Raw genomic sequence first — 25122 nt, 5'->3', positions numbered from 1 at the left:
TAGAAATACTGCTCTGAATTTTCAACTATTCATCTCACTTTTATATTTAAATATGTAATAGAAGAAATACTATTTGTTTTATTCCTAGGCTCTGTTTATTATTAGGAAGATTATTTAGTTTACCTTGATGGAAAATATCATGTCTGAATTAACAAAAACTCTATTAAATATCCGCAGCCTTCGTGCGTTCTCACGTGAATTAACTCTTGAGCAACTTGAAGAAGCGCTAGACAAGCTGACTATTGTTGTACAAGAGCGTCAAGAGTCTGAAGCTGAAGAGCGTGCTGCTAAAGCAGAGCAAGAAGCTAAGCTTTCTGCTATTGCTGAACAAATTGCAAAAGACGGAATTGATGTTGCCGATCTTATTGCTGCACTTTCTGGTGAAGCAAAATCTAAAACAACAAAAGCTAAACGCGCTCCTCGCCCAGCAAAATACAAATACGTAGACGCAAACGGCGACGAGAAGACTTGGACAGGTCAAGGCCGTACGCCTTCAGCTATCCAAGAACAGCTAGATGCTGGTAAATCTCTAGAAGAGTTTGCTATCTAAACATTTAGTTTACTTAGTGAGTAATCAATTACACGCTAAGCGATAGAATTAATATTTAAGTCGACCCAAGTATTATTTACGACTTCAATATATTCAGAAACAAAAAAGGCTCCTTTCGGAGCCTTTTTTATATTTGTACTATCAGTATTAGAAACCAACTGATACTGATAGTACTACTGATTAAAGAAAGTAACTTATCTTTCCCAGTACGCTTCTTCTAGGCTATCTTCTCTTTCAGGAAGGCCACGAGATAAACGTGGAGAGTGTTGAACCAACACTTCATAGCTAGCACGGTTAGAATATTTACAAACTTGTGAGAACGAAGAGTACGTCAAGAATGAATGTTGGTGTTTACTTGAGTTTGGCACGTTTTCTTTGTGGTACTTATTAGCAGCCATATCATGTAATAAAGCTGATAACGCAGCATCACCTGCACCATTGGTATTTTTGATCTTTTCTGGTCCACCCATGTATGGCGCAATGTGCGAATACACTTTAGTTGGGTTTTCACATAAATCTTTATGCGCAGGACGGCTAAATTCAAAACGGTTGAATTCCGCAATTGAACCTGGAAGTAAAGGCAGTGACGTTTCACGCTTAGCTGCATCTTCTGTATAACCAGCCATAAATAGGCCAACAGGTCCCGCAGTACATAGAACAAGGTCTACCCAGTCTAGCGCTTTATCTGATGCAGCCAGTGGATCGCTTTCACCCGTTAACGCTTCAGCTTCGTCTTCATTCATTGCAACAACCGTTACGTGTTGCTCAAGGAAATCTTTCCAGAATTCTGGATCATCTTGAATAACGAACTTAGTACCTAGTGTAAGAACGACTGGCACATCGTATTTCTTCGCGTATTCGATCGCTTTCATTGTTGCTTCAGGCATCGGGTCGCCTGGCTTACAGCGAACTAAATAAGCCGTTAAAACTAAAGCAGAAGCACTTTTGAAGATTTTTTCAGGAATGCTTTCTGGTTTTAATTGGTTCATTTGTCCTTCGCTAATTGCGAAAGTACGTTCACCGTCTTCTGTAATTAATGCAAAGCAGCGACCAATTGCGCCATCTACCCCTTGTAAATGGTTCAGATCCATTCTGCTTGATGTATTACATAAATAGCGATAACCGTAACTACCAATCTTAATATCTTGGCTCATTACACCTAACAGTGTAGAACGGTCATCCGCTAGCACTGAATAGTTGTGTAATGTGTTACCAATTGTGCCACCAGCGTATTCATTGGTAATCAGGCACTGCTCTTTTAATTCTTGATACAAAGATTCAGCGGCTGCGTCGCCAATAACCAGTGAATGTCCCTTGCTCAAACCATACTTCTCAATAAGTTCAGAACTCACCTTTGCTTCAATATCCACCAATGTTTGGTCAATACCGATAATATGAGTGCGTGACATTCTTTTACTGCTTTGAGCTTGGCTCACTAGAGGATCACGAGCGTGAACCGGAAAGTAGTGCTTTGATTTACGTTGTCCAGGGAATTTCATAGGGCTAGTCTAAGTCAAGGGGAAATAGGTGGCGGATTCTACCGCGCTATATTTAACGCGGCAATCTTTCAAACTATAGCAAACGTTTGCTGAAGGTTTTTTTTATTCGCCTTCCATAAAGCTTAAATCAGGCAGCATGCCCAAATGCTCTGCGTAACGTTTTTGATTAAACTCCGCGCCGTTTTTCATAACGTCAAATACTTCAATTGCCAGTGCACATGCCATAGCCGCAATTGCTTCTTCACGTGGAGTGCCTGTCATCATTAAACGCATCAACGTCTCTTTCACTTTCACTGGTTCGCCATCTTCAAGCTGGTTCTCGATGATCTCAATCAGCTCTTCTTCTTGCATAAATTCATTTTGTTCAGACATTTTTTTATCTCAGGTCTTGGATTTCGAGCGACTATGCCACATATACTTCTGACATCCTAGCGACTCACCTCGCTCTCATGCGATTCTCTAACAAAGTCAGCGCACTATTTGTGCAAATGAAACTGTGATTCCGGTCTCGGATCTGTCACGGCGTTTCTCTTTCTGTTAGAATCTGCGACCAAGTAATAGTAACGGTGTTTAGACATGTCAGATATCAGCTCTGGAAACAGCGAAAAGAAAGTAATTGTCGGTATGTCCGGCGGTGTAGATTCGTCAGTATCGGCGTATCTTCTTCAGCAACAAGGCTATCAGGTAGAAGGCCTTTTCATGAAAAACTGGGAAGAAGACGATAACGAAGAATACTGCACGGCAGCTGAAGATCTTGCTGATGCTCAAGCGGTATGTGACAAACTAGGTATCCACCTTCACACTATCAACTTTGCTGCAGAATACTGGGACAACGTATTCGAATACTTCCTTGAAGAGTACAAAGCAGGTCGTACACCTAACCCAGATATCCTTTGTAACAAAGAAATCAAATTTAAAGCATTCTTAGAGTTTGCGGATGAAGTGCTAGACGCAGACTACATTGCGATGGGTCACTACGTTCGTCGTACTTTCCCAACTCAAGAAGAGCTTGATGCTGGCGTAAAACCAGAAATGCTACGCGGTCTAGACAGCAACAAAGACCAAAGTTATTTCCTATACACGCTAAGCTCAGATCAAGTGGCACGCAGCCTATTCCCTGTCGGTGAATTAGAGAAGCCAGAAGTGCGACGTATTGCTGAAGAGCAAGACTTGATCACAGCTAAGAAGAAAGATTCAACAGGCATCTGCTTTATCGGTGAGCGCAAGTTCACTGAGTTCCTAGGCAAATACCTACCAGCACAACCGGGTAACATCGAAACACCTGAAGGCCAAGTGATTGGTCAACACCAAGGTTTGATGTACCACACGCTAGGTCAGCGTAAAGGCCTTCATATTGGCGGCACTAAAGGTGGTGGCGGTAACGAAGAACCATGGTTTGTTGGTGAAAAAGACCTTAAGCGTAATGTACTTATCGCAGTACAAGGTAAAGACCACCCTCTTCTGAAATCAGAAGGCTTGATCGCATCTCAACTTCATTGGGTAAATCGCACACCAATTACTGAAGTTATGACATGCACGGTAAAAACACGTTACCGTCAAACAGATATTCCTTGTACAATCATCCCAATTGATGATGAGAACATTAAGGTTATTTTTGATGAGCCACAAATCGCAGTGACCCCAGGTCAATCTGCAGTGTTCTACCAAGGCGAAGTATGTCTTGGTGGTGGTATCATCGAAAAGCGCATCTAATCAATCAAACGACAAACGATAGAAGACAACTAGGAGTTACTACGTGGCTAATACACTTTATGACCGTACTATTGCTTTCGCCGGAATTTGCCAAGCTGTGGCTTTGGTTCAACAAGTAGCGAAAGACGGCCATTGTGATAAAGATGCCTTTGAAGCTTCACTCAGTGCCATTTTAAATACCAACCCATCGAATACCGTGGGCGTATTTGGACGTGAAGCGAACCTAAAGCTTGGCCTTGAGTGCTTAGTAAAAGGTATCGATAGTACTCCAGCAGGTAGCGATATCACGCGTTACATCATCAGCTTGATGGCGCTTGAGCGTAAGCTGTCTTCTCGCAACGACTCTATGTCTCAGCTTGGTGACCGCATTCAAACTGCAGAGCGCCAAACTGAACACTTTGATCTGTTTGACGAGCAAATGATCAGCAACCTTGCAAGTATCTACCTTGATGTCGTCAGCCCTATCGGCCCTCGCATTCAGGTTTCTGGTACTCCGTCTGTACTTCAGCAGACATCGAGCCAACATAAGGTTCGCGCACTGCTTCTATCAGGGATTCGAAGCGCTGTGTTATGGCGTCAAGTTGGCGGTAAACGTCGCCACCTTATCTTCGGTCGTAAGAAGATGATCGAGCAGGCTCAAATCCTACTAGCTCGAATGTAGTTTATTAGCTCGCGCCTCGTCGCGAGCTTGTTTTTTGTATCAACACAACTCTCACGCAAACGATTGCGCAATGTGCGTGACAATTGAGATTGTTACTGGTATAAACCTCTCAAAATTTAGAAAACTCAATTCAGGAGAACACCATGGAACTGTCAGCATTGACTGCTGTTTCACCAGTAGACGGCCGTTACGGAAGTAAGACTATTGCATTACGCAGCATCTTTAGTGAGTTTGGACTACTAAAGTACCGCTCTATCGTTGAAATTCGTTGGTTACAAAAGCTTGCAGCAACTGATGCAATCAAAGAAGTACCAGCGTTCAGTGCAGAAGCTAACCAGTTTCTTGATGAACTAGCCGCTAACTTCAGCGAAGAAGATGCTCTACGTATCAAAGAGATCGAGCGCACGACTAACCACGACGTTAAAGCGGTTGAGTACTTCTTGAAAGAGAAAGTTGCTGGCGTTCCTGAACTTCACGCTGTAAACGAATTTATTCACTTTGCATGTACTTCTGAAGACATCAACAACACCTCTCACGCGCTTATGCTTAAAGAAGCTCGTGACACAGTGATTCTTCCAGAAATCCGTAACGTAATTGATGCTATCAAAGCACTTGCGAACGAGTACCGTGATATTCCATTACTGTCTCGTACACACGGTCAGCCAGCTTCTCCTTCTACTATGGGTAAAGAGATGGCTAACGTTGCGTACCGTATGGAACGTCAATACAAGCAAATCGAAAACGTTGAGATCCTAGCGAAAATCAACGGTGCTGTAGGTAACTACAACGCACACCTTTCTGCATACCCAGAAGTTGAATGGCACCAGTTTAGCGAAGAGTTCATCACTGAATCTCTTGGCGTAACTTGGAACCCGTACACAACTCAAATCGAACCTCACGATTACATCGCTGAGCTATTCGATGCAATTGCTCGTTTCAACACTATCCTTCTAGACTTCGACCGTGACGTTTGGGGCTACATCGCTCTTGGTCACTTCAAGCAGAAGACTATTGCTGGCGAAATCGGTTCTTCGACAATGCCGCATAAAGTTAACCCAATTGACTTCGAAAACTCTGAAGGCAACCTTGGTCTAGCGAACGCAGTATTCAGCCACCTTGCACAAAAACTTCCAGTTTCTCGCTGGCAGCGTGACCTTACTGACTCTACGGTTCTTCGTAACCTAGGTGTGGGTGTTGGCTACGCAATCATTGCATACACTTCGACTCTGAAAGGTATTAGCAAGCTTGAAGTTAACCGCGCTGCGCTACTTGCTGAACTAGACAAGAACTGGGAAGTATTGGCTGAACCAGTACAAACAGTAATGCGTCGTTACGGCATCGAAAAACCATACGAGAAGCTAAAAGAGCTAACTCGTGGTAAACGTGTAGATGGCGAAGGCATGCGTGCATTCATCGATGGTCTTGAGATTCCTGCAGACGAGAAAGTTCGTCTGAAAGAGATGACTCCAGCAAACTACATCGGTCAAGCAATCGAGTTAACTGACAAGCTGTAATATTCGAATTTCGAATCGCAGAATAGACTAAGGCTTCCCATGTGGAAGCCTTTTTGTTGAGCGGAACAAAGTGTATTGAGCACAAGAGACGTCAGCAAAATAATACAAAGCAACCCAGTATCATTACCCTACTCATCTCAATCCGTGCGATATCAACCAATCAATATCGTAATGCTTCATCACCAGTAACCCTCTATCGCCAGACACCTATTCCTCGAATACTTACTGTCTTAGATGCCAAGATCAAAAAAGACCTCCCGAAGGAAGCCTTTCAAATGTATCTTGTCGATTAGCGACTGAAGAATACGTAGCGATTACATGTTACGTAGAGAAGCAATACGCTTGTCTAGCGGCGGGTGGCTCATTAGAAGCTCTGTTAGAGACTTCTTACCGTTGATACCAAATGCCATCATAGAACCTTCTAGTTGTGGCTCATGGCTCACCTTTAGGCGCTCTAGCGCTGCAATCATCTTCTCTTTACCTACTAGGTTCGCTGCACCTGCATCGGCATGGAATTCACGATGACGGCTGTACCACATGGTAATGAAGCTTGCTAAGAAACCAAATACCAATTCCAACACCATAGACACACCGAAGTACACCATCATGTTGCTGCCACCCTCTTCTTCGTTGTCATTCGACGCAACAATGTTGGCGATGAAACGAGATAAGAAGATAACGAACGTGTTCACTACACCTTGCATTAACGTCATGGTCACCATATCACCGTTCGCGATGTGGCTCACTTCATGCGCTAATACTGCTTCAGCTTCATCACGCGTCATGTTGTGCAGCAGGCCTGTTGATACCGCTACCAATGAATCGTCACGCTTAGCACCTGTCGCGAATGCGTTGATGTCTGGCGAGTCGTAGATCGCTACTGTTGGCATACCAATACCAACTTGTTGAGATTGACGGCTTACCGTCTCCATCAACCAATGTTCTGTTTCGTTACGTGGGCTTTCAATGACCATGCCGCCTACCGAGCGTAGCGCCATTTTCTTCGACATCATTAATGAAATGAATGAGCCGCCAAAACCAAATACCGCAGCCATCACCAATAAACCTGAGAGGCTACCGGGTTGCATACCTGTAACTGCGTATACAACATTAAGAACAACACTTAGTACCAATACAACCGCTAGGTTAGTTGCAAGGAACAACATTACTCGCTTCATTACTTATCTCCGCATGAAAGCTGTTTTTATAAAACTTATTGTTATAGACAAGGCAGACAGCAATAGATTCCAACCTTGAAGACTTATACTTACTTATACATATAGTCTTAGATTAAGAAAACAAGGTTAAGCATTAAATTGCAACATTTGATTACGAGACCGTATCCGAATTAAATCCACTCTATTAGACCTAAGTCGTATGGTGTCGATATAACAATCCGTTTACAGTGACTTCAGATGATTTATTGGCTAGTCCATGTACAAAAAGGAAAGGATCATGGTTGAAGGTACTAACACTCAAATGGCTATCGATTTACTGTGCTGTCACCTAGGGATTACTGAAGAAGAAGCGAAAAAGCAGGTTGGAATCCTAACACCGCAAACGGCACAGACAAAAATCACAGAAACTCAGCAAGCTTTAATGGGACTGACTAAAGAACATTAGTTCTAAGCTTGTTTATTAAAAGACCGGTTGTTTATCAACTCAAGGTCTAAAGGCTTAAAATAGCAAAAGGGCTGCAATCGCAGCCCTTTTCTTATTTAGTACATAACGTGGTAATTAAAGCGCAAGCAAAGGCTGCACATCAATGTACTTACCAATGTTTTTAGACTTCGCTTTTGGGACGTAAGGGATTTCACCTAACTTAGGTGCACCTAACTTATCTTCAAGCATCGCAATAATATCTGCGTAGTGCTCAGTACCTGGATTGATACGGTTTGCGACCCAACCTACTAGGTTTAGGCCATCAGCACGAATCGCTTCTGCCGTTAATAGAGCGTGGCTCAAACAACCAAGTTTAATACCCACAGTCAGTACCACTGGCAGTTGCTCTTTTTTAACCCAGCTAGAAAGATATTCATCGTCTGAAACCGGGACTCGCCAACCACCAGCACCTTCAACTAACACGATGTCAGAGTTTTTCTTATGCTCTTCTAGCTTCGCTGATAATACCGCCTCATCAATTACAACACCATCATGCTTAGCAGCGATGTGAGGCGATGATGGTAGCAACAACGCGTATGGATTGACGTCTTCGTAAGCAATATCTTGCGTCGCCGCTTCTTGAAGATGCAGTGCATCACTATTACGTAGTCCTTCAGGGGATTTTTCACTCCCTGCAGCAACTGGCTTGTAACCAATTGTTGATAAATCTTGTGCGGCCAAAGCTTGAAGAATCGCTTTTGAAACCACAGTTTTTCCCACTTCGGTATCCGTACCTGCAATGAATAATGCATCAATCATAATTGAATAACCCCTAAACAAACTTGATATGTTGCTGGTAAGAAACCTTGATGGTTCTTAAACTCTCGATATTCCCGATCAACAAGCTGCAACATGCGACGACTTGTTAAACCTTGTGAGCGACCACTTACGTGATTAGCGCCGATACCTTTAAGGTCGCGCATCAGTTCAAACGCAGTGTCGTACCAAACGGTGATGGTGGGCAAGTCTAGTTGATGAACGGTACAGCTAGATTGCGCTAACGCAATTTTTACCTTATTGATTGTAATAAAATGGTTAACGTGTTGATGTGCGTCAATTTTGGACCACGACTTTTTCAGTTCAAACAGCGACCCATCAAGCAAAGTTGAGAAAATAACACGCCCACCAGCCGCTGTAACACGCTTCATCTCTCTCAAAGGCGACGACAAATCGTCACACCATTGCAACGCAAGGCTAGAGAAAACGATGTCAAAGCACCCATCTTCAAACGGCAATTGTTCGGCATCGGCTTGTTGATATAAAGATACAGATGCACCACACCGCTTCTCTGCTGTTGCTAGCATTCCAACAGAAAGATCAGCGCAAACCACTTCGGCGCCTCGTTTTACAAGTTGCTCGGAGAAATAGCCAGTACCACAACCTAGATCCAGCACCTTAAAGCCTGACAGATCGCTGGGTAATTTATCCAGTAATCGGTGGCCGACATCGCGCTGGAACTCAGCGTGCTTGTCATACGTTGTCGCTGCTTTACCGAAGGCTTCGGCAATCGCACTCTTATCTTGGCCTACGTAATTATGCACTACTGCTTCTTGTGACATTTACTGAGCCTCTTTCTTTAATTCAAAGCTTGGTTCTATGCTTGGTTGGCTTCCAGAGTCGTTGCTTCGCTCTATTGCTTGAAGCAACGAGTCAGTTAACTGAAGAATCTGTTCCTGACTGTGGTTGGCCGTTAAGGTAATTCGTAAACGAGCAGTCCCTGTCGGAACGGTTGGTGACCTTATCGCTGTTACCCAAACTTGGTTACGCTTTAATTCTTCGGCAATAGATAATGCAGCTTGAGCTTCGCCAATAACGAACGGCTTGATTGGAGTCTGAGTATCAACAAAGCCTTTCACGCCACTCATCTGCTCAGCATAAAGGGCGCCAAGTTCTGTCAACTTCTCACGACGCCACTCTTGCGTCTGAATCATCTTACACGCATGAGACAAAGCCACCGCTTGTGAAGGTGGCATCGCCGTCGAATACACATGATGACGAGCAAACTGAGTTAAGTAGTCACCCACCTCTGACGAACAAAGAATCGCAGCACCAGAAAGGCCAAATGCCTTACCAAAAGTCACTACCAAGATATCAGGTGAGATTTGTGCCGCACTGCAGCTCCCAGCCCCTTTATCACCTAATACGCCGATACCGTGGGCATCATCAACCGCCAACCAACTGTCGTATCGATTAGTCAGGTTAAATATCTGGCTGAGAGGCGCTTGATCGCCGTCCATGCTGAACACACCCTCAGTCACGACCAAGGATTGTGGAGTGCGACTCAAGAGCGACTCTAAATGTTGCGTGTCGTTGTGCTTAAAGCGTTTCATGGTTGCAGGTGAAAGTATCCCCGCCTCCATCAGGGAGGCGTGGTTAAGTTTGTCTTGCAACAGAGAGTCGTCTTTTTCGAGCAGAGAAAACAACAAGGCTTGGTTAGCGCTGAAACCAGAGTTAAAGAGAATGGCGCGTTCAAAGCCGAGCCATTCACACAACTGAGCCTCTAAATTTCGATGAGCAGGGCTAAAACCCGTGACCAATGGCGATGCTGCACTGCCAGCACCATATTGGGAAAGTCCAGTTTGCCACGCATTCACCAACTCAGGATCGTTTGCCAAACCTAAATAGTCATTACTCGAAAAATTAATGAAGCTAGAACCTTCGTTCGTAAGCAAAGGACCATTACTGTTTTCTAACACTTTAAGTTGACGAGTTAACCCTTGCTCACGGCGATGAGCAAGGGCATCTTGAATACGAGATTTAAACAGTGGCATCGTAGAACATGTCATCTTTCGTTGGACGAGCAGCAACGCGCTCCACCACTTGATCTAACAGTTCGTTTTCTTGAATTTCATCAGGCTTCTGAGCCACTTGTTGGCTGTTGATACCTAACTTCTTAAACAGCTGCATATCCGTGTCTTCATCTGGGTTTGGTGTAGTCAGTAGCTTACAACCGTAGAAGATAGAGTTCGCGCCAGCCATGAAACACATCGCTTGCATCTGTTCATTCATATTCTCACGACCCGCTGATAGACGAACCGCAGACATTGGCATCATGATACGAGCAATGGCAATCAGTTTGATAAAATCGAAAGACTCAACATCGTCGACGTTTTCCATCGGTGTGCCTTTCACTTTTACGAGCATGTTGATTGGCACACTTTCAGGGTGTACAGGAAGGTTAGCAAGTTCAACAAGTAAGCCGGCACGGTCATTGGTGCTTTCACCCATACCAATAATACCACCAGAGCAGATCTTCATACCGGCATCACGCACGTGAGATAAGGTATCTAAACGATCTTGGTAAGTACGAGTAGTAATGATGCTGCCGTAGAACTCAGGAGACGTATCAAGGTTATGGTTGTAGTAATCCAAACCCGCATCCGCTAACTCACCCGCTTGATCGGGCGTTAACATGCCCAGTGTCATACAGGTTTCCAAACCCATGCCTTTCACACCTTTGATCATGTCGGTAAGGTGAGGCATATCGCGCTCTTTCGGGTTTTTCCATGCAGCGCCCATACAAAAGCGAGTTGAGCCCGCATTCTTAGCTTTTAGCGCAGCATCCAAAACACGCTCGACTTCCATTAAGCGTTCTTTGTCGACATCCGTTCGGTAGTGAGCACTTTGAGGACAGTACTTACAATCTTCAGGACAAGCACCCGTCTTTATCGATAGAAGCGTACTCACTTGCACGTGGTTGTGCTCTTGGTACCGTCTATGAACGACTTGAGCTTCAAACATTAAATCCATAAACGGTTTTTCAAGCAGTGCTGTTACTTCAGCAACTGTCCAGTCATGACGAACTTCCACGTGTCGATCCTTTTTTATTATTTGATGTTGCATCTCTATTAATAGAGATTGCATTTATGCTTGGCTAGTCTACCGACAAGCTTTAGACTGTCAACACATTGATAATATCAAAAGTTTACATTTGGTTATTTTTTAATCACACCAAGAATGGAAGTTACTATGGATCTCGCCTTTGATCGCCAGCATATCTGGCATCCCTACACATCAACGTTAACACCTCTGACCTGCTATCCAGTCACCAACGCAGACGGTGTTTACCTAGAATTAGAAGGCGGAAAACGAATTATTGATGGTATGTCATCTTGGTGGTCAACCATCCACGGCTACAATCATCCAGAGCTCAATGCTGCGGCTCACAGCCAAATCGATAAGGTTTCACACGTTATGTTTGGCGGTATCACCCACCAGCCCGCTATCGATTTATGTAAGAAGTTGTTGAAACTAGCGCCAAGTAATCTAGAGCACGTATTCTTGGCCGATTCAGGTTCAGTGGCCGTGGAAGTTAGCCTTAAGATGGCACTGCAGTACTGGCATGCTAAAGGGCAACCGCGTTCAAAGTTCCTAACGCTAAGAGATGGTTACCACGGCGATACCTTCGCAGCGATGTCAGTGACCGATCCGGATAACTCGATGCATGGCCTTTACAAAGGCTTTTTGCCTGAGCACATTTTCGCTGATTCGCCAAAAATCGGCTTTTGGGATGAGTGGAATTCAAGTGACATCAATAGCTTTCGAGAGAAACTCACAGCCCATCATGAAGAGGTTGCCGCCGTAATCTTAGAGCCTATCGTTCAAGGCGCTGGCGGCATGCGCATCTACCACCCTGATTTCCTGAGACAGGTTCGCTTGCTGTGTGATGAATTCAACGTATTACTTATTTTGGATGAGATTGCGACCGGATTTGGCCGCACAGGTAAACTGTTCGCCTGCGAGCATGCCGATGTTCAACCCGATATCTTATGTGTAGGCAAGGCTTTAACTGGCGGCTATATGACGCTGTCAGCGACGCTTGCGAGTAAAGACGTTGCTGACACGGTATGTGGCGGTGAAGCGGGGTGTTTTATGCACGGGCCAACCTTTATGGGCAACCCTTTAGCTTGTGCTGTGGGTGCAGCAAGTTTATCCATCATCGAGCAAGGCCATTGGAAAAATCAGACTCAACAGATTGAACAGCTCTTTTCTGAGTTGTTACCACCGTTGCGAGAACATGAACTGGTTAAAGACGTGCGTTGGTTAGGCGCTATTGGCGTTGTTGAAACACATACACCTGTCGATATGGAAACCATTCAAGCGCACTTTGTAGAGCAAGGTGTTTGGATCCGTCCTTTTGGTAAGTTAATTTATATGATGCCTCCCTTCATTAGCCAACCGGAACATATCGAACAGCTTGTTTCATCGATCGATAAAGCACTCCGACAACCTGCTTGCTTCAAGCCAAGTTGATTTAACAAACGTCATTTAGAAATACCAAAAGCCTATAAGCCGCCCATAAATACCAACGGCGGCTTATCCTTCACGCGAAAAATCAGATAGCCATAAAAACGTCTCTAACCGTTGTTTCATCTCGATAACACCCAAAAATAAAATTAATCTTCACCACAAAAATAATTAGCAAAAGAGTATTAGCTGTTGGATAAATAGCCGTCATAAAATAACGAGACTTTTTTAATTCTCTAATCTTATGAAAACCTATCTCTCTTGTTTTTTTGTTTTATTCTCACTGTCTTTTCCGTGTGTTGCTTCGGAAATGGTGCTTAATTCTAATCAGACAGATTACTTGCAGGCAAAAAAAACGATTGTCATTGCTAAGCCTACTCACCTATTTAACCGGGCGTGGGAGGATGTGTTCGTCAATAGAAATAAAGGCAATTCGGCCGAAGTCGTTCGGACGCTTGAAGAGAAGCTTAATGTCAATATTGAAATAAAAGAATATTTCTCGTCACGTGCTCTGCTTGATGCTGTAGCGAAAGGAGAAGTCGACTTAACTCTAGGTTATGCTGAAACACGTCAGCGATCAGAGCAATTTATTTTTTCCAATACGCTCTATAACGTGCCTAACGTTTTTTGGTTTAAAGACGAAGCAGCTCAAACCAAATCCAAGCATGAACTCATGTGGGCTTGTATTCGAAATTCACTGTTTTGTCAGATAATTAAAGATTTGGGAATCACGAAAATATTGATGGTAAATAGCGCATCAGAGCTCTTTACAACCCTCGCTGTAGGCACTGCTGATGCAACAGTCATCGATTTAACGTCAGTCCAGAGTTACTATTCCGTTGTGACACCAGGAGAATGGCAAGGCACAATTTCATTTTCAAAAAATCTAGCTCCATTCCCCATTCAAGTATTAATGAGCAAGGAATCAACTCAACTAAAAACAATCATTGATGCATTGCTGAAACACCAAATCAAAGATATCACTCAAATATCATCGAACTATTTCTACCACTTTTATGATGACATCATAAATCAAGTTATAGAAAGCCAATATGGACATCGTTCGATTAGGTATACGGTCAGTGAAAACATCTACCCCTATTCATATTTCGATCCTACAACACAACAAACGGTCGGTTTCATTCACGACGCGATCACTCTCATTTCGAGAAAGCTTGGAGTAAGCTTCGAATACGTGCAGCCTAAAGGAAAAGATGTCATTGAAATGCTGCGTACTAAAGAAATCGACTTTTTACCCGGTTTCGATGTAGAAAACCCAAATAATAACGAATTTATTTTTAGTGAACCTTTTATGAAGCTTCATTGGGCCTATATTGCAACGAACAAAAATGTAGACACTAAACGAACAGCGATTCTTGATAGAACCGGGTACTTTATACAGAAAGAGTCATTAAAATTAGATTTCAGTGACGCCGTCATGTACCAAGATATAAAAACTCTTGCTAAAGACATGAGTAATGGAAAGATCACCCACGCTTACATTCCACAAAGTATAGCGAATCTATACGTTTACAACGGGTATTCCGACATATTTCACATTGAAGCTCGAGATAATGCAGCTTCATTGTTCAAAAATATAGGTGTGATATTACATCAGGACTCAACGTTTCTTCAAAGCGTCATCAACTCAGCGATTTCTTTAACAACACAAAACGAAATCGATCTTCTAACTCTCAAGCACCACAATATAACAGCACAATACGGCTATAGCGAAGAACGTATTGTTCTTTATACGTTAGCCGTTTCTAGCTTTATTTTCGTTCTAGTGACTTATGGATTAGTCAAAACTAGGCGTCTTTCCATTTCACTAAACAAAGCAAAACAATCAGAACAACGAAGTTACAAACAAATCCAATGGCTAACGACATTACTGGATAGCTTACCAACCTTGATATCGATTCATGATCAAACAAATAAGCTAGTCTTATCCAATAGCGCATTTAACAAACAAAGAGATTTATGTTTAACGGCAGGTAACGATCAAAAATCTTGCTGGCTTAAACAGGCCGAAAGCCAAGCTCAAAACACATTAGCTCTTGGTATCTGGAAAACAATAAAGTGTCACTGTAGTGGACACGAAAAACACTTCAGAGTAATTCGACAACGTGTAATGAATAGCTCAGACGAGAGCTATTACACAGTCACTGTGTTAGATGATTTAACGAGATGGGAAGCTCAACAACGCGAACTAGAAATTTCGAACACAAAAGCCCAAGAAGCTATCAAAGCTCGTGATTTATTCCTAGCGATTGTCAGTCATGAACTACGCACACCAATTGCCGCAATGATCGGATTAATGGAGTTACTAAGTACCAAAATTGAATGCAAAGACAATATGGAACTGTTATCGAATGCCCAGATATCTGCAGAACGATTGAAATTGCTCGTCAGTGATATTCTCGACATTTCAAAGATGGAGGCAAATCAGCTTCATTTAGAATCTAGAAACAGCAATATTTATCAAGAACTGTGCCCTATTTTTAGGACATTTGAAACACACGCAAGATTAAACAACCTCAACTTTAAAGTGGATTGGAAAACAGGCTCAATCAATACAGCTAGCTTAGATTGGCTGAGAGTAACACAGATACTCAACAACCTACTTAACAACGCGATTAAGTTTACAGAAAGCGGCTTTGTTCTCATTAACGTCGATGTAACTGAGCACCAGTTAAGCCTGTCTATAACAGATACTGGTTGTGGTATGTCTGAGCAGCAAATTACTCGTGCATTCCAACCGTTTGCTCAAGGTGACCATAGTATTAGCCGTCGTTATGGAGGTACTGGGCTAGGTATTACCGTTGTTCAGCGTTTGGTCAACATGATGAATGGTGAGTTAAAGATTGAGAGTAAACAAGGGTTAGGAACAAAGATCTCCGTCACTATCCCCGTGGAAGCAAAATCTTCAATACTAAATACACCTCAGGAAATCAGCACCGAAGATCGAGAAATACTAAGGTGGCTCAAAGCTTGGGGAGTACCTCATCAGAGCTCAAAAGACCAAAATACCTTTAATCTCGTTCGATCTAACCAATGGCAAAATCTATACCCAGATCATTTATTGTCAGCCTTAACCACATCCAGAGATCCGTTGACTTACGATACTGGAAATAGATATCAATTCGAAGGCAACGTATTAATAGCCGATGACGACCCAATCAATCGGTTATTGTTTACTAAACAATTAAAGCAGTTCGGACTTAACGCCATCATAGTCAAAGATGGGCAAGAGGCATTGGATATTTTGAAGCAGAGTGATCAAGTAATTGACTTAGTCATCACCGATTGTCACATGCCAAATATGGATGGGTACGAATTAACTGAAATAATCAAATCATCGCCCGAATTATCTCATTACCCTGTGATTGGTTGTACCGCGGAAGATTCCAAACTGGTAGTAGAAAAAGCTGAACGTGTTGGGATGAACCAAGTGATTTATAAACCTTATTCTTTTAATGAGTTGGCAGTCGCCCTAGAGCAGTTGCTCCCAGCAACTTGCATCAAACAACACCCTGACCAGCCATGGGCAAGCAATTACTCTGAAGACGAACAATTACAGATGGCAAGCGTGATCTTCGAATCGTTCACTGCTGATAAATCAATGTTACAAGACGAAAAAGAGAATATAAAAGAAGTCTCCCATCGAATCAAAGGATCCGCGGGGTTACTTGGTTTAACGACACTTTACCGAGCAGCAAAAGACTGTGAAAAGGACCCGAACAACGCTCAAAAATTAAAACAGCTCACCGATGAGCTAAATAAGTCGATTGAATCGGCGTCTATCATATTAAAAAGGCTAAACCTCCAGTGAAAGTATTGATCGTCGAAGACTCATTGCTCCAAGCAACATCGATAAAAATTTTGCTTAAGAGATACGAAATTAGCAACGTTTATACCGCTTCGAATGGCGAAGAAGCGATCAAAATATGTCAGAATCATAACTTTGACCTCGCTTTCTGTGACTTGCAAATGCCACAAATTGATGGCGTATCTTTGCTAGCATCACCACAAGCGATGAGATCGATTAAACGAGTCGTTATATTAAGTGCCATGGCTAGCTCAGCATTAGAGTCGACCCAAAACATGTGTGTATTAATTGGCTATCAACACGTTGAGGTTATTCGTAAGCCAGTTAAAGACTCACATATCCAACGCTTATTATCTTCTCACTCTTTATCCAATACAGTGAATGCGATTCAGAGCTTACCTGTTGTGTTAAACGATAAACAAGTTCAGTTAGCATTCGAAAAGAATTGGTTCGTTAACGCATATCAAAGTCAGCACGACGTAAACAAAACTCAAGCCGTTGGTGTAGAGCTACTTGCGCGCCTCATGCACCCTGAATTGGGTTTACTCACTCCACTCCACTTCATGGAATCTGTTCGACGCCTTAATTTATTGGATAAGCTGTTTTACAACGTTCTGGAACAAGGGCTAAAAGATATCTCAAAGCTGCGCGAGCCATTAGGTTTTTCCATCAACATCGAGCAATCAACGCTTAGGATCGATGTCGCAGACAAGATAATAAACTTATGCAATGAATACAATGTATCCCCTTCATTGCTCACATTAGAGATAACTGAACACGAAACTTTTTTGCTTGATACCAATTGTTATAAGAATATCGCAAAATTGAGCATGTCCGGTATTGGTCTTTCTGTTGATGATTTCGGGACAGGTTACGCCTCATTATCACAACTCTCGAACTTACCTTTTACCGAGTTAAAGGTGGATCGAAGCTTCGTACATAATGTTAGTTCCAACAAAAAGCATCAAGTGCTAACCAAAGCCTGCATTAATCTGGCCGAAAATTTAGGGCTGTCTTGTATTATCGAAGGTGTTGAGAAACAACAGGATTTTGATTATCTATCTTCAATTGGTATGACAAGATACCAAGGCTACTTCACATCGAAGCCAGCAAGTTTTTCCGAATTAATCTCTCAGAATGATTTGAAATAATGAGGTTAAATCAACTGCAAGTCCTTATTGTTGACGATGCACCAATAGTCCTCTCCACCATACGCAATATGTTGATTTATATTGGATTTCATGAAAAAAACATCTTTCTTTCCACCTCACCAAAAGTCGCGATATCGCTAGTTAATGAAACATCATTTGATGTCATCATTTGTGATTACAATTTTGGCGAGGGCATGAATGGTAAGCAATTATTTGAAGAATTAAAACAAACACGAATGTTAAAAGATGATGGTGTTTTTATACTAGTTACTGGGGAAAACTCAGCTTTTTCTATTAGACCAATTATTGAATTGCGCCCAGATAACTACTTACTAAAACCTTTTAATCGTGAGACCTTAAAATTACGTATTACAGCATCGATTCGTAAGAAGAAAACACTAGAAGAAATCTATAATGCTGATCGAGCGCATCTCTATCGAGAAGGCCTTGAGCATTGTGAAGCTCTATCGCATTTTCACCCAGAGTACTTCTCTACAATCGAACAATTCAGAGGCCATTTCCTTTCTAAACTTGAGCTGTTTGATGAAGCAAAAATAGTGTATGAGAGTGCTATGGCAGAAGGGAATTTCGACTGGGCACAAGCAGGCTTAGCGAACAGCCTAGCTAACTTAGGACAACAGACCGAAGCCAATCAAATCATATCAACATTGATCAAAAACGCACCAAGCAATACGTTGTATCGTGATGAAGCAGCTCATGTGAGTTTGCTCAGTAATCGAATACCAGCTGCGATAGCACACTTCAAACTAGCTAGTAAGTTAACGCCTGGAAACTCAGATCGTGAACTAGCAATTGCCAACCTATGTTTATCCGTTAACGATTCTGAAACCGCACTTAAGCACTACCAAAATTACATTCATTTCAATAAGGATACGTTTCGCGACAATGTGCTAATGAAGCTCAATCACGTTAGGTTTCTTTTATATTCAGCTTCCGATGATATTAATAAGCAACAGAAACTCGAACAAGTTAACTTCATTCTGAGTAAAGTCTGGGAAGAGCAAATCCCTGAGATCCACTGCGACCTTGCACTTATCGCTGCACATATTTCGTTTGAAAAAAAAGAGTACAAAAAATCGATTAATCTCTTAACTGATCTACACAACGGTAACCAATTCAGAGAATTTTCGACCATTTATCATCATGCGTGGTTACTCGACAAAATGAGTTGTGAGTGCGAATTCAAAATAGCGGTCCAGCGAAGTAAGATTTTAATCATTAAAACAGAAAGTTCGGCGATCATATCAAGTCAAATGACAATGTTAAATGAACTAAACAGTCAAAATCATCGAAAAATACGATGGCTGAAAGAGCAGAATATTACAATAGAAAAGGCACAATCCAACTATAAAGCTTTATTGACAATATACTTGAATATACAGGAGCGCGCGCCAGTCATAAAAAAGGTGTGCATGAATATTATCAAGCTACTTACTCTTGCTTGGCCAAGTTCAATAGGGTCAAAACAAGTGAACACGATTATTAAAGAGTGTGACGAAGTCATCTTACAGCTTTACACCGCACAAGAATTATATGACATGGATTATCTACGTTTCTACAGTAAAGCCATATCGATGTGTCGCAATATAGAAACTAATCGATTATAGATGTATCGGAGACTTCCTAAGTTTTCTTTCTACACTTTAGGTTCTAAGACTTCAGGTAAAAAAAAGGCTTTGCCATAACAGCAAAGCCTTTTAACTATTCTAATGAGTTAGATTAATCTAAATTCGATTAACCTAAATTGACATTAACCAATGTGCGTTACGCCGCCCATGTATGGTTGAAGTACTGTTGGGATAGCAATACGGCCATCTGCTTCTTGGTTGTTCTCAAGGATAGCAACCATAGTACGACCAACAGCAAGACCAGAACCGTTTAGTGTGTGTACAAGTTCAGGTTTTTTCTCGCCTTTACGACGGAAACGAGCTTGCATACGACGCGCTTGGAAATCCCACATGTTTGAACAAGAAGAAATCTCACGGTAAGTCTCTTGTGCTGGAACCCATACTTCTAAGTCGTAAGTTTTCGCAGAACCGAAGCCCATGTCACCTGTACATAGAATCACTTTACGGTAAGGAAGCTCTAGAAGTTGAAGTACTTTCTCAGCGTGGCCAGTTAGCTCTTCAAGCGCTGCCATTGAGTCTTCTGGCTTAGTGATTTGTACTAATTCAACTTTATCGAATTGGTGCATACGGATAAGACCACGAGTGTCACGACCATAAGAACCCGCTTCAGAACGGAAACACGGCGTGTGAGCTGTCATCTTAAGTGGCAGTTCAGCTTCATCAGTGATCGTGTCACGAACCATGTTCGTTACCGGTACTTCCGCAGTAGGGATAAGCGATAGAGTCTTAAGAGGTACGTCACTTACTTGCTCAGTTAGCGGGCTTGTGTGGAACAAGTCTTCGCCGAACTTAGGAAGTTGACCAGTACCGTAAAGGCTATCGTGGTTCACTAGATACGGTACGTACATTTCTGTGTAGCCGTGCTCATCAGTGTGAAGGTCCAGCATGAACTGAGCAATAGCACGGTGTAGACGTGCAAATTTGCCTTTCATCACGATGAAACGAGAACCCGAGATTTTAACTGCGCTAGCAAAATCAAGACCGCCAGACATTTCGCCAAGATCGACGTGATCTTTCACTTCAAAGTCGTAAGTCTTAGGTTGACCCCAACGAGAAACTTCTACGTTATCGTCTTCATCTTTACCATCTGGCACTTCTGCATCAGGTAGGTTAGGAATAGACATTGTGATCGTTTCTAGCTCAGATTGAAGATCAGCCAATGCTACTTTAGCTTGGTCTAGTTCTGCGCCTAAGTTGCCTACTTCTGCAAGGATACGCTCAGCTTCTTCATGGTCGCCTTTTGCTTTCGCTTGACCAATGGACTTCGATCGAGAGTTACGTAACGCTTGTAGCTCTTCAGTTTTCATCTGAAGGGACTTACGTTTTTCTTCAAGTTCACGAATTGTCTCTACATCAAGGGTGAAGCCTCGACGTGCTAATTTTGCCGCTGTTTCATCCAGCTCAGCTCGAAGTAATTTAGAATCCAGCATTGCTAATCCTATGCTTTAGTTATTTGAATATTCAGTAGCTTGCTACTGAATCACTGCTAAACCCCTAAAACTGGTGTTATTTCGACCAATTTATAACGATTTAATTGAAATTTTATGACTAGGTAACGATATCCAAAAAAGACTACTTTTCATAGCGTTTTTGTGGGCTTTTTGCGTCCAAATCCGCCAGATAATCTAGCTTCTCGCCAATTTTGGTCTCTAAGCCTCGTTTTGTTGGGAAATAGTATTGCTTCTCTCCCATTTCAGGAGGCAGATACTTTTCACCAGCGGCGTAGGCTCCTGGTTCGTCATGAGCATAACGGTATTCTTGCCCGTAGCCCATGTCCTTCATCAAAGTTGTCGGTGCATTTCGCAAATGATGCGGCACTTCATATTCAGGAAGATTGTGAGCATCTGTTAACGCTTGCTTCCACGCGGTGTAAACGGCGTTACTCTTTGGTGCACATGCGAGATAAACAACCGCCTGCGCAATCGCACGCTCCCCTTCAGCAGGGCCAATGCGCGTGAAGCAATCCCAAGCCGACATCGCTACCTGCATGGCGCGAGGATCAGCGTTACCGATATCTTCAGAAGCAATCGCCAGCAAGCGTCTAACGATATACAAAGGATCACAACCCGCAGCAATCATTCGTGCTGACCAGTACAAGGCCGCATCAGGGTTTGAGCCACGAATTGACTTATGAACCGCGGAGATTAGGTCGTACCAAATATCACCCTTGTTATCGAAACGAGCGACTTTCTCACCAGCCACTTCAGCCAACAACTGCAAGGTTATCGCTTTCTCGCCTTTATCGTTGTCTTCTGCCATGTCATACAGCAGTTCAAGGTAGTTAAGCGACATACGCGCGTCGCCGTTAACCAGTTCTGCAAGGCGATCTAAAACATTATCAGCAAAATCAACAGGCACATCACCTAACCCACGTTGCTTATCTTCAATCGCTTGGCGAATGACAAGAGAAATATCATCTGTGTTCAGGGACGTCAGTTTGTAGACACGCGCACGTGACAACAAAGCGTTGTTCAGTTCAAAAGATGGGTTTTCTGTCGTCGCACCAATAAAGGTCACGGTGCCATCTTCGATATGAGGCAGAAAAGCATCTTGCTGACTTTTGTTAAAGCGATGGACTTCGTCCACAAACAGGATGGTTCTGCGCCCTGCTTGCTTGTTCTCGCGCGCTTTTTCAATTGCAATACGAATGTCTTTTACGCCCGAGGTTACCGCCGATACGCGTTCCACTTCAGCATTCGCATAGTTTGCTGCAACTTCGGCTAACGTCGTTTTACCGGTGCCCGGAGGCCCCCACAAAATCATCGAGTGGATATGGCCCGCTTCCAACGCTCTGCGAAGTGGTTTACCTGGGCCTAATATATGCTGCTGACCGATGTACTGTTCGACAGTTTCCGGTCTCATACGAGCAGCAAGGGGACGAAAATCTTCGTCCCCCGCAAAATCTAAGCTGTAATTACTCAATTGCAATCTCTTGATTCGTTGATGGCATTAATGCCTATCGACGTACTACCAAACGATCTGCTTGTTTAGATCAGTTTCTTTGGTCGTCGACCTCGACACCTTCCGGTGCCACAAAAGTAAAGCGGTCTGCTGCAGGTTTACCCAAATCAACATTGCTAAAGGTAAACTCACCTTTTTGACCGTCTTGTTCAATCACATTAAAGCCCTGAACAATGCCCTTTTCGGTGATATTAATCTGGAAGTCGCCCTGATTAGAATCGACAGCAGTTGGCGTTAGCGTGAATTGGTTACCCGTTTGCGCCACATTATAATTATCCCAATCACTTTCTTGGTTACGTGTAAGCAGGACAAAAGGTGTCTGTGATGTCGCTTGCTCTTGCCAATAAATGCTCACTTGCTCAATGAACGGGCTGTAGTACCACAAGCTTTGGCCATCAGATACCAACAAGTTTTCATCAGGGAACGTGGTCTCCCAGCGGAACAGGCTTGGGCGTGCAATCTCTACCGTGCCCTCACCTTCCATAACAACATCACCATCAGGGCTGGTCACGACTTGTTTAAAGTCAGCGCTGAAGCCTGCGTTTAATGCCAAGCGGCTACTCAACTCTTCTTTCGGAGAAGCAAACACTGAGAAGCTCATAAATAAAAGTGCGAATACTTTTTTCATCAATAATCCTGTTAGAACATAAGTCGGTCATATTTTCGATTTGACCGACTGAATAGTTATGAGTTCCTACCGGAACTAATCTTTTGGTGGCGCTGGTGCTAAGACTTCTCGGTTACCGTTATGACCTGGAGCACTTACGATACCTTGAGCTTCAAGTTGCTCGACAATACGTGCAGCACGGTTGTAGCCAATCTTGAATCGACGCTGTACACCTGAAACTGAGCCACGACGTGAATGAACAACGTGTTCTACCACTTGATCAAACAGAGGATCGACCTCTTCATCACCTTCCATCTTCTCACCCGGAAGCAAGGTTTCTGGGGTTTGTTCGCCGTTGGTGATTTCATCAATATAGTTTGGCTTACCACGCGCTTTCCAGTTATTCACGACTGCGTGTACATCGTCATCAGATGCAAAGGCACCGTGAACACGAGTTGTATGGCTAGAACCCGGTGGCAAGTAAAGCATATCACCCATGCCCAATAGTGATTCCGCACCACCTTGGTCAAGGATAGTTCGTGAATCCGTTTTAGTTGATACCGTAAAGGCCACACGGGTTGGAATGTTCGCTTTAATAAGACCAGTAATAACATCCACTGATGGACGTTGCGTCGCTAGGATCAAGTGAACACCCGCCGCACGTGCTTTTTGTGCCAAACGTGCAATCAGTTCTTCAACCTTCTTACCAACCACCATGATTAGGTCGGCAAATTCATCAACGATAACCACAATGTAAGGCAGTTTCTCAAGCAATGGCGCTTCTGGGTCCATGCTGTCGCCCGGCTTCCACAGTGGATCGTGAATTGGGTGACCCGCTTCCGCTGCCATCTTAAGCTTATCGTTGTAACCTTTAATGTTACGAACGCCTAATGCTGACATCAGCTTATAACGTCGTTCCATCTCGCCAACACACCAACGAAGGGCGTTCGACGCATCTTTCATGTCGGTTACCACTTCAGACAATAGATGAGGAATACCCTCATAAACCGATAGCTCAAGCATTTTCGGGTCGATCATGATGAAGCGAACATCTTCCGGTGATGCTTTGTAAAGCATACTCAGAATCATTACGTTCACACCTACCGACTTACCAGAACCGGTTGTACCTGCAACCAGAACGTGAGGCATTTTCGATAGATCAGCAATAACGGCTTCACCAGCGATGTCTTGTCCTAGAACCACTGTCGTTGGCGATTTCGCTTCTTGGAACTGAGGGCTAGCAACCACGTCTGAGAAGAATACCGTTTGGCGACTCATATTCGGCAGTTCTAAGCCAACATAAGGTTTACCCGGAATCACTTCTACGACACGTACTGCCAATGCAGAGAGCGAACGCGCTAAGTCCATAGAAAGGCCAGAAATACGGCTTACTTTCACACCTGGAGCCAGATCAAGTTCGAATCGAGTGATTACTGGACCTGGGAAAATGTCGACAACGTCTGCTTTGATCTTGTAGTCCGCTAGCTTAGATTCAACAAGACGAGCAATTGCCTCTAGCGCATCACGGTCAATAAAGGTTTCACGCTTTTCAGGGTGGAATAACAATTCAAGCGTGGGTAATGGCTCAGCAGGCTTAGGTAAATTAACATCTTGTTGAACCAAGAACGGATTCTGCGCCGCTGCCATATTCGCTTGGGCTTCAGAAACAATGCTTTGGAATGCGGCGACATCTTGATCTTGATCTTGATGCGCAGGTTCTTCTTCCGTTACTTCTTCCCAAGGAAGATCAACAGTTGGCTCTAGGTTTTGTGCTGTTGGCTGTTCAGGTTCTGAATGTTCTTCTTGATAAGGGAAAGGTTCAAACTGTTCTTCGATTAATGCTGCGTCAGCTAATTCAGCTTCAGCCTGTTCTGATTCAAGCTCTGAGCCCTGTTGGTAGCTTTGCTCTTCCGTAACATCAAACGGTGAAGGTTGTGCAGAGAAATCGTCTTCCACGGTTGCTTCTGGCTCGCCCATAGGTGAAGCGTATAAAGATTCAGGTTGAACATCTTCAGAACCAAATTCGCCATTTACTTGTGGTGAGCTATCTAATTCTGGTTCAGCACTTCTAAGGTCAGC

General features: G+C 43.2%; 20 protein-coding genes. 9 read left to right on the top strand and 11 right to left on the bottom strand.

The features are described from left to right. Positions 1 to 139 precede the first annotated feature (139 nt). Positions 140 to 550, top strand: a complete 411-nt coding sequence (locus AB4486_RS18060) for an H-NS family nucleoid-associated regulatory protein (RefSeq protein WP_017060262.1) — start codon at positions 140 to 142, stop codon at positions 548 to 550. Positions 551 to 744: 194 nt separating this feature from the next. On the opposite strand, the gene AB4486_RS18055 is transcribed toward AB4486_RS18060, so the two are convergent. Together AB4486_RS18055 and AB4486_RS18050 are read right to left on the bottom strand one after the other, a co-directional pair. After that, positions 745 to 2049, bottom strand: coding sequence for an inosine/guanosine kinase (locus AB4486_RS18055; RefSeq protein WP_017060261.1), 1305 nt, complete (start codon positions 2047 to 2049; stop codon positions 745 to 747). A 102-nt stretch (positions 2050 to 2151) separates the two neighbouring features. Next, positions 2152 to 2421: a hypothetical protein gene (locus AB4486_RS18050; RefSeq protein ID WP_010439986.1), complete on the bottom strand. Its 270-nt coding sequence runs from the start codon at positions 2419 to 2421 to the stop codon at positions 2152 to 2154. 204 nt (positions 2422 to 2625) lie between these two features. Between AB4486_RS18050 and mnmA the strand changes: the two genes are divergently transcribed. The 3 genes from mnmA to purB all read left to right on the top strand — a co-directional run bounded on the left by mnmA (position 2626) and on the right by purB (position 5937). After that, positions 2626 to 3762, top strand: a complete 1137-nt coding sequence (gene mnmA / locus AB4486_RS18045; protein ID WP_017060260.1) for a tRNA 2-thiouridine(34) synthase MnmA — start codon at positions 2626 to 2628, stop codon at positions 3760 to 3762. A 43-nt stretch (positions 3763 to 3805) separates the two neighbouring features. After that, positions 3806 to 4423 (top strand): high frequency lysogenization protein HflD, encoded by a 618-nt coding sequence (hflD, locus tag AB4486_RS18040; RefSeq protein WP_017060259.1) that lies wholly within the window; start codon positions 3806 to 3808, stop codon positions 4421 to 4423. Between the two features lie 143 nt (positions 4424 to 4566). Next, positions 4567 to 5937, top strand: coding sequence for an adenylosuccinate lyase (purB, locus tag AB4486_RS18035; RefSeq protein ID WP_017065316.1), 1371 nt, complete (start codon positions 4567 to 4569; stop codon positions 5935 to 5937). A gap of 314 nt (positions 5938 to 6251) precedes the next feature. Here purB and htpX read toward each other — a convergent pair whose 3' ends face one another. Further along, entirely contained in the window at positions 6252 to 7115 is an 864-nt protein-coding gene (gene htpX, locus AB4486_RS18030; protein ID WP_029235495.1) for a protease HtpX, read from the bottom strand. Between the two features lie 277 nt (positions 7116 to 7392). Here htpX and AB4486_RS18025 point away from each other — a divergent pair, with 277 nt between their 5' ends. Beyond that, positions 7393 to 7560, top strand: coding sequence for a hypothetical protein (locus tag AB4486_RS18025; RefSeq protein ID WP_017060256.1), 168 nt, complete (start codon positions 7393 to 7395; stop codon positions 7558 to 7560). A gap of 114 nt (positions 7561 to 7674) precedes the next feature. On the opposite strand, the gene bioD is transcribed toward AB4486_RS18025, so the two are convergent. The 4 genes from bioD to bioB are packed head-to-tail and all read right to left on the bottom strand — an operon-like array spanning position 7675 to position 11409. Continuing rightward, a complete protein-coding gene (gene bioD / locus AB4486_RS18020) occupies positions 7675 to 8358 on the bottom strand; it encodes a dethiobiotin synthase (protein ID WP_017060255.1) in 684 nt (227 codons plus the stop codon). Next, positions 8355 to 9158 (bottom strand): malonyl-ACP O-methyltransferase BioC, encoded by an 804-nt coding sequence (bioC, locus tag AB4486_RS18015; RefSeq protein WP_017060254.1) that lies wholly within the window; start codon positions 9156 to 9158, stop codon positions 8355 to 8357. Before bioC ends, bioD begins: the two co-directional genes overlap by 4 nt. Next, positions 9159 to 10370, bottom strand: a complete 1212-nt coding sequence (gene bioF / locus AB4486_RS18010; RefSeq protein WP_372117996.1) for an 8-amino-7-oxononanoate synthase — start codon at positions 10368 to 10370, stop codon at positions 9159 to 9161. Continuing rightward, positions 10357 to 11409, bottom strand: a complete 1053-nt coding sequence (gene bioB, locus AB4486_RS18005; protein ID WP_004734551.1) for a biotin synthase BioB — start codon at positions 11407 to 11409, stop codon at positions 10357 to 10359. The genes bioF and bioB overlap by 14 nt, the downstream gene beginning before the upstream one ends. Before the next feature lie 159 nt (positions 11410 to 11568). On the opposite strand from bioB, the gene bioA reads away from it, so the two are divergent. The 4 genes from bioA to AB4486_RS17985 all read left to right on the top strand — a co-directional run bounded on the left by bioA (position 11569) and on the right by AB4486_RS17985 (position 19454). Beyond that, positions 11569 to 12852 carry an adenosylmethionine--8-amino-7-oxononanoate transaminase gene (gene bioA, locus AB4486_RS18000; RefSeq protein ID WP_372117992.1) on the top strand — a complete coding sequence of 428 codons (1284 nt, stop codon included), beginning with the start codon at positions 11569 to 11571 and terminating at the stop codon, positions 12850 to 12852. A gap of 334 nt (positions 12853 to 13186) precedes the next feature. Continuing rightward, complete coding sequence (locus AB4486_RS17995) at positions 13187 to 16678, top strand: ATP-binding protein (RefSeq protein ID WP_241910074.1); 3492 nt, start codon at positions 13187 to 13189, stop codon at positions 16676 to 16678. Beyond that, positions 16675 to 17826, top strand: coding sequence for an EAL domain-containing protein (locus AB4486_RS17990; protein ID WP_102446141.1), 1152 nt, complete (start codon positions 16675 to 16677; stop codon positions 17824 to 17826). Before AB4486_RS17995 ends, AB4486_RS17990 begins: the two co-directional genes overlap by 4 nt. Continuing rightward, complete coding sequence (locus tag AB4486_RS17985; protein ID WP_102447017.1) at positions 17826 to 19454, top strand: response regulator; 1629 nt, start codon at positions 17826 to 17828, stop codon at positions 19452 to 19454. Before AB4486_RS17990 ends, AB4486_RS17985 begins: the two co-directional genes overlap by 1 nt. A 143-nt stretch (positions 19455 to 19597) precedes the next feature. Here AB4486_RS17985 and serS read toward each other — a convergent pair whose 3' ends face one another. The 4 genes from serS to AB4486_RS17965 form a co-directional block, all read right to left on the bottom strand. Continuing rightward, positions 19598 to 20905, bottom strand: a complete 1308-nt coding sequence (serS, locus tag AB4486_RS17980; protein WP_017107656.1) for a serine--tRNA ligase — start codon at positions 20903 to 20905, stop codon at positions 19598 to 19600. A 142-nt stretch (positions 20906 to 21047) separates the two neighbouring features. Continuing rightward, positions 21048 to 22403, bottom strand: a complete 1356-nt coding sequence (locus tag AB4486_RS17975; protein ID WP_017060249.1) for a replication-associated recombination protein A — start codon at positions 22401 to 22403, stop codon at positions 21048 to 21050. Between the two features lie 64 nt (positions 22404 to 22467). Continuing rightward, positions 22468 to 23064 (bottom strand): outer membrane lipoprotein chaperone LolA, encoded by a 597-nt coding sequence (lolA, locus tag AB4486_RS17970; protein WP_017060248.1) that lies wholly within the window; start codon positions 23062 to 23064, stop codon positions 22468 to 22470. A gap of 75 nt (positions 23065 to 23139) precedes the next feature. Beyond that, positions 23140 to 25122, bottom strand: a 1983-nt coding sequence (locus tag AB4486_RS17965) for a DNA translocase FtsK (RefSeq protein ID WP_372117989.1), incomplete at its 5' end; no start/stop codon positions are given.

Source organism: Vibrio sp. 10N.222.55.C6, from assembly GCF_041473395.1.
GTDB classification, from domain to species: Bacteria; Pseudomonadota; Gammaproteobacteria; order Enterobacterales; family Vibrionaceae; genus Vibrio; species Vibrio crassostreae_C.
The sequence above is the reverse complement of the archived record's forward strand: the minus strand, read 5'-3'. Positions and strand labels throughout refer to the sequence as shown.

Excerpts from the sequence above, each read along its gene's own strand:
- mnmA (WP_017060260.1), top strand. The coding sequence starts at position 2,626 with ATGTCAGATATCAGCTCTGGAAACAGCGAAAAGAAAGTAATTGTCGGT.
- serS (WP_017107656.1), bottom strand. The coding sequence starts at position 20,905 with ATGCTGGATTCTAAATTACTTCGAGCTGAGCTGGATGAAACAGCGGCA.
- bioD (WP_017060255.1), bottom strand. The coding sequence starts at position 8,358 with ATGATTGATGCATTATTCATTGCAGGTACGGATACCGAAGTGGGAAAA.
- AB4486_RS18025 (WP_017060256.1), top strand. The coding sequence starts at position 7,393 with ATGGTTGAAGGTACTAACACTCAAATGGCTATCGATTTACTGTGCTGT.
- AB4486_RS18050 (WP_010439986.1), bottom strand. The coding sequence starts at position 2,421 with ATGTCTGAACAAAATGAATTTATGCAAGAAGAAGAGCTGATTGAGATC.
- lolA (WP_017060248.1), bottom strand. The coding sequence starts at position 23,064 with ATGAAAAAAGTATTCGCACTTTTATTTATGAGCTTCTCAGTGTTTGCT.
- htpX (WP_029235495.1), bottom strand. The coding sequence starts at position 7,115 with ATGAAGCGAGTAATGTTGTTCCTTGCAACTAACCTAGCGGTTGTATTG.
- bioA (WP_372117992.1), top strand. The coding sequence starts at position 11,569 with ATGGATCTCGCCTTTGATCGCCAGCATATCTGGCATCCCTACACATCA.
- AB4486_RS18060 (WP_017060262.1), top strand. The coding sequence starts at position 140 with ATGTCTGAATTAACAAAAACTCTATTAAATATCCGCAGCCTTCGTGCG.
- AB4486_RS18055 (WP_017060261.1), bottom strand. The coding sequence starts at position 2,049 with ATGAAATTCCCTGGACAACGTAAATCAAAGCACTACTTTCCGGTTCAC.
- AB4486_RS17985 (WP_102447017.1), top strand. The coding sequence starts at position 17,826 with ATGAGGTTAAATCAACTGCAAGTCCTTATTGTTGACGATGCACCAATA.
- bioF (WP_372117996.1), bottom strand. The coding sequence starts at position 10,370 with ATGCCACTGTTTAAATCTCGTATTCAAGATGCCCTTGCTCATCGCCGT.
- bioC (WP_017060254.1), bottom strand. The coding sequence starts at position 9,158 with ATGTCACAAGAAGCAGTAGTGCATAATTACGTAGGCCAAGATAAGAGT.
- purB (WP_017065316.1), top strand. The coding sequence starts at position 4,567 with ATGGAACTGTCAGCATTGACTGCTGTTTCACCAGTAGACGGCCGTTAC.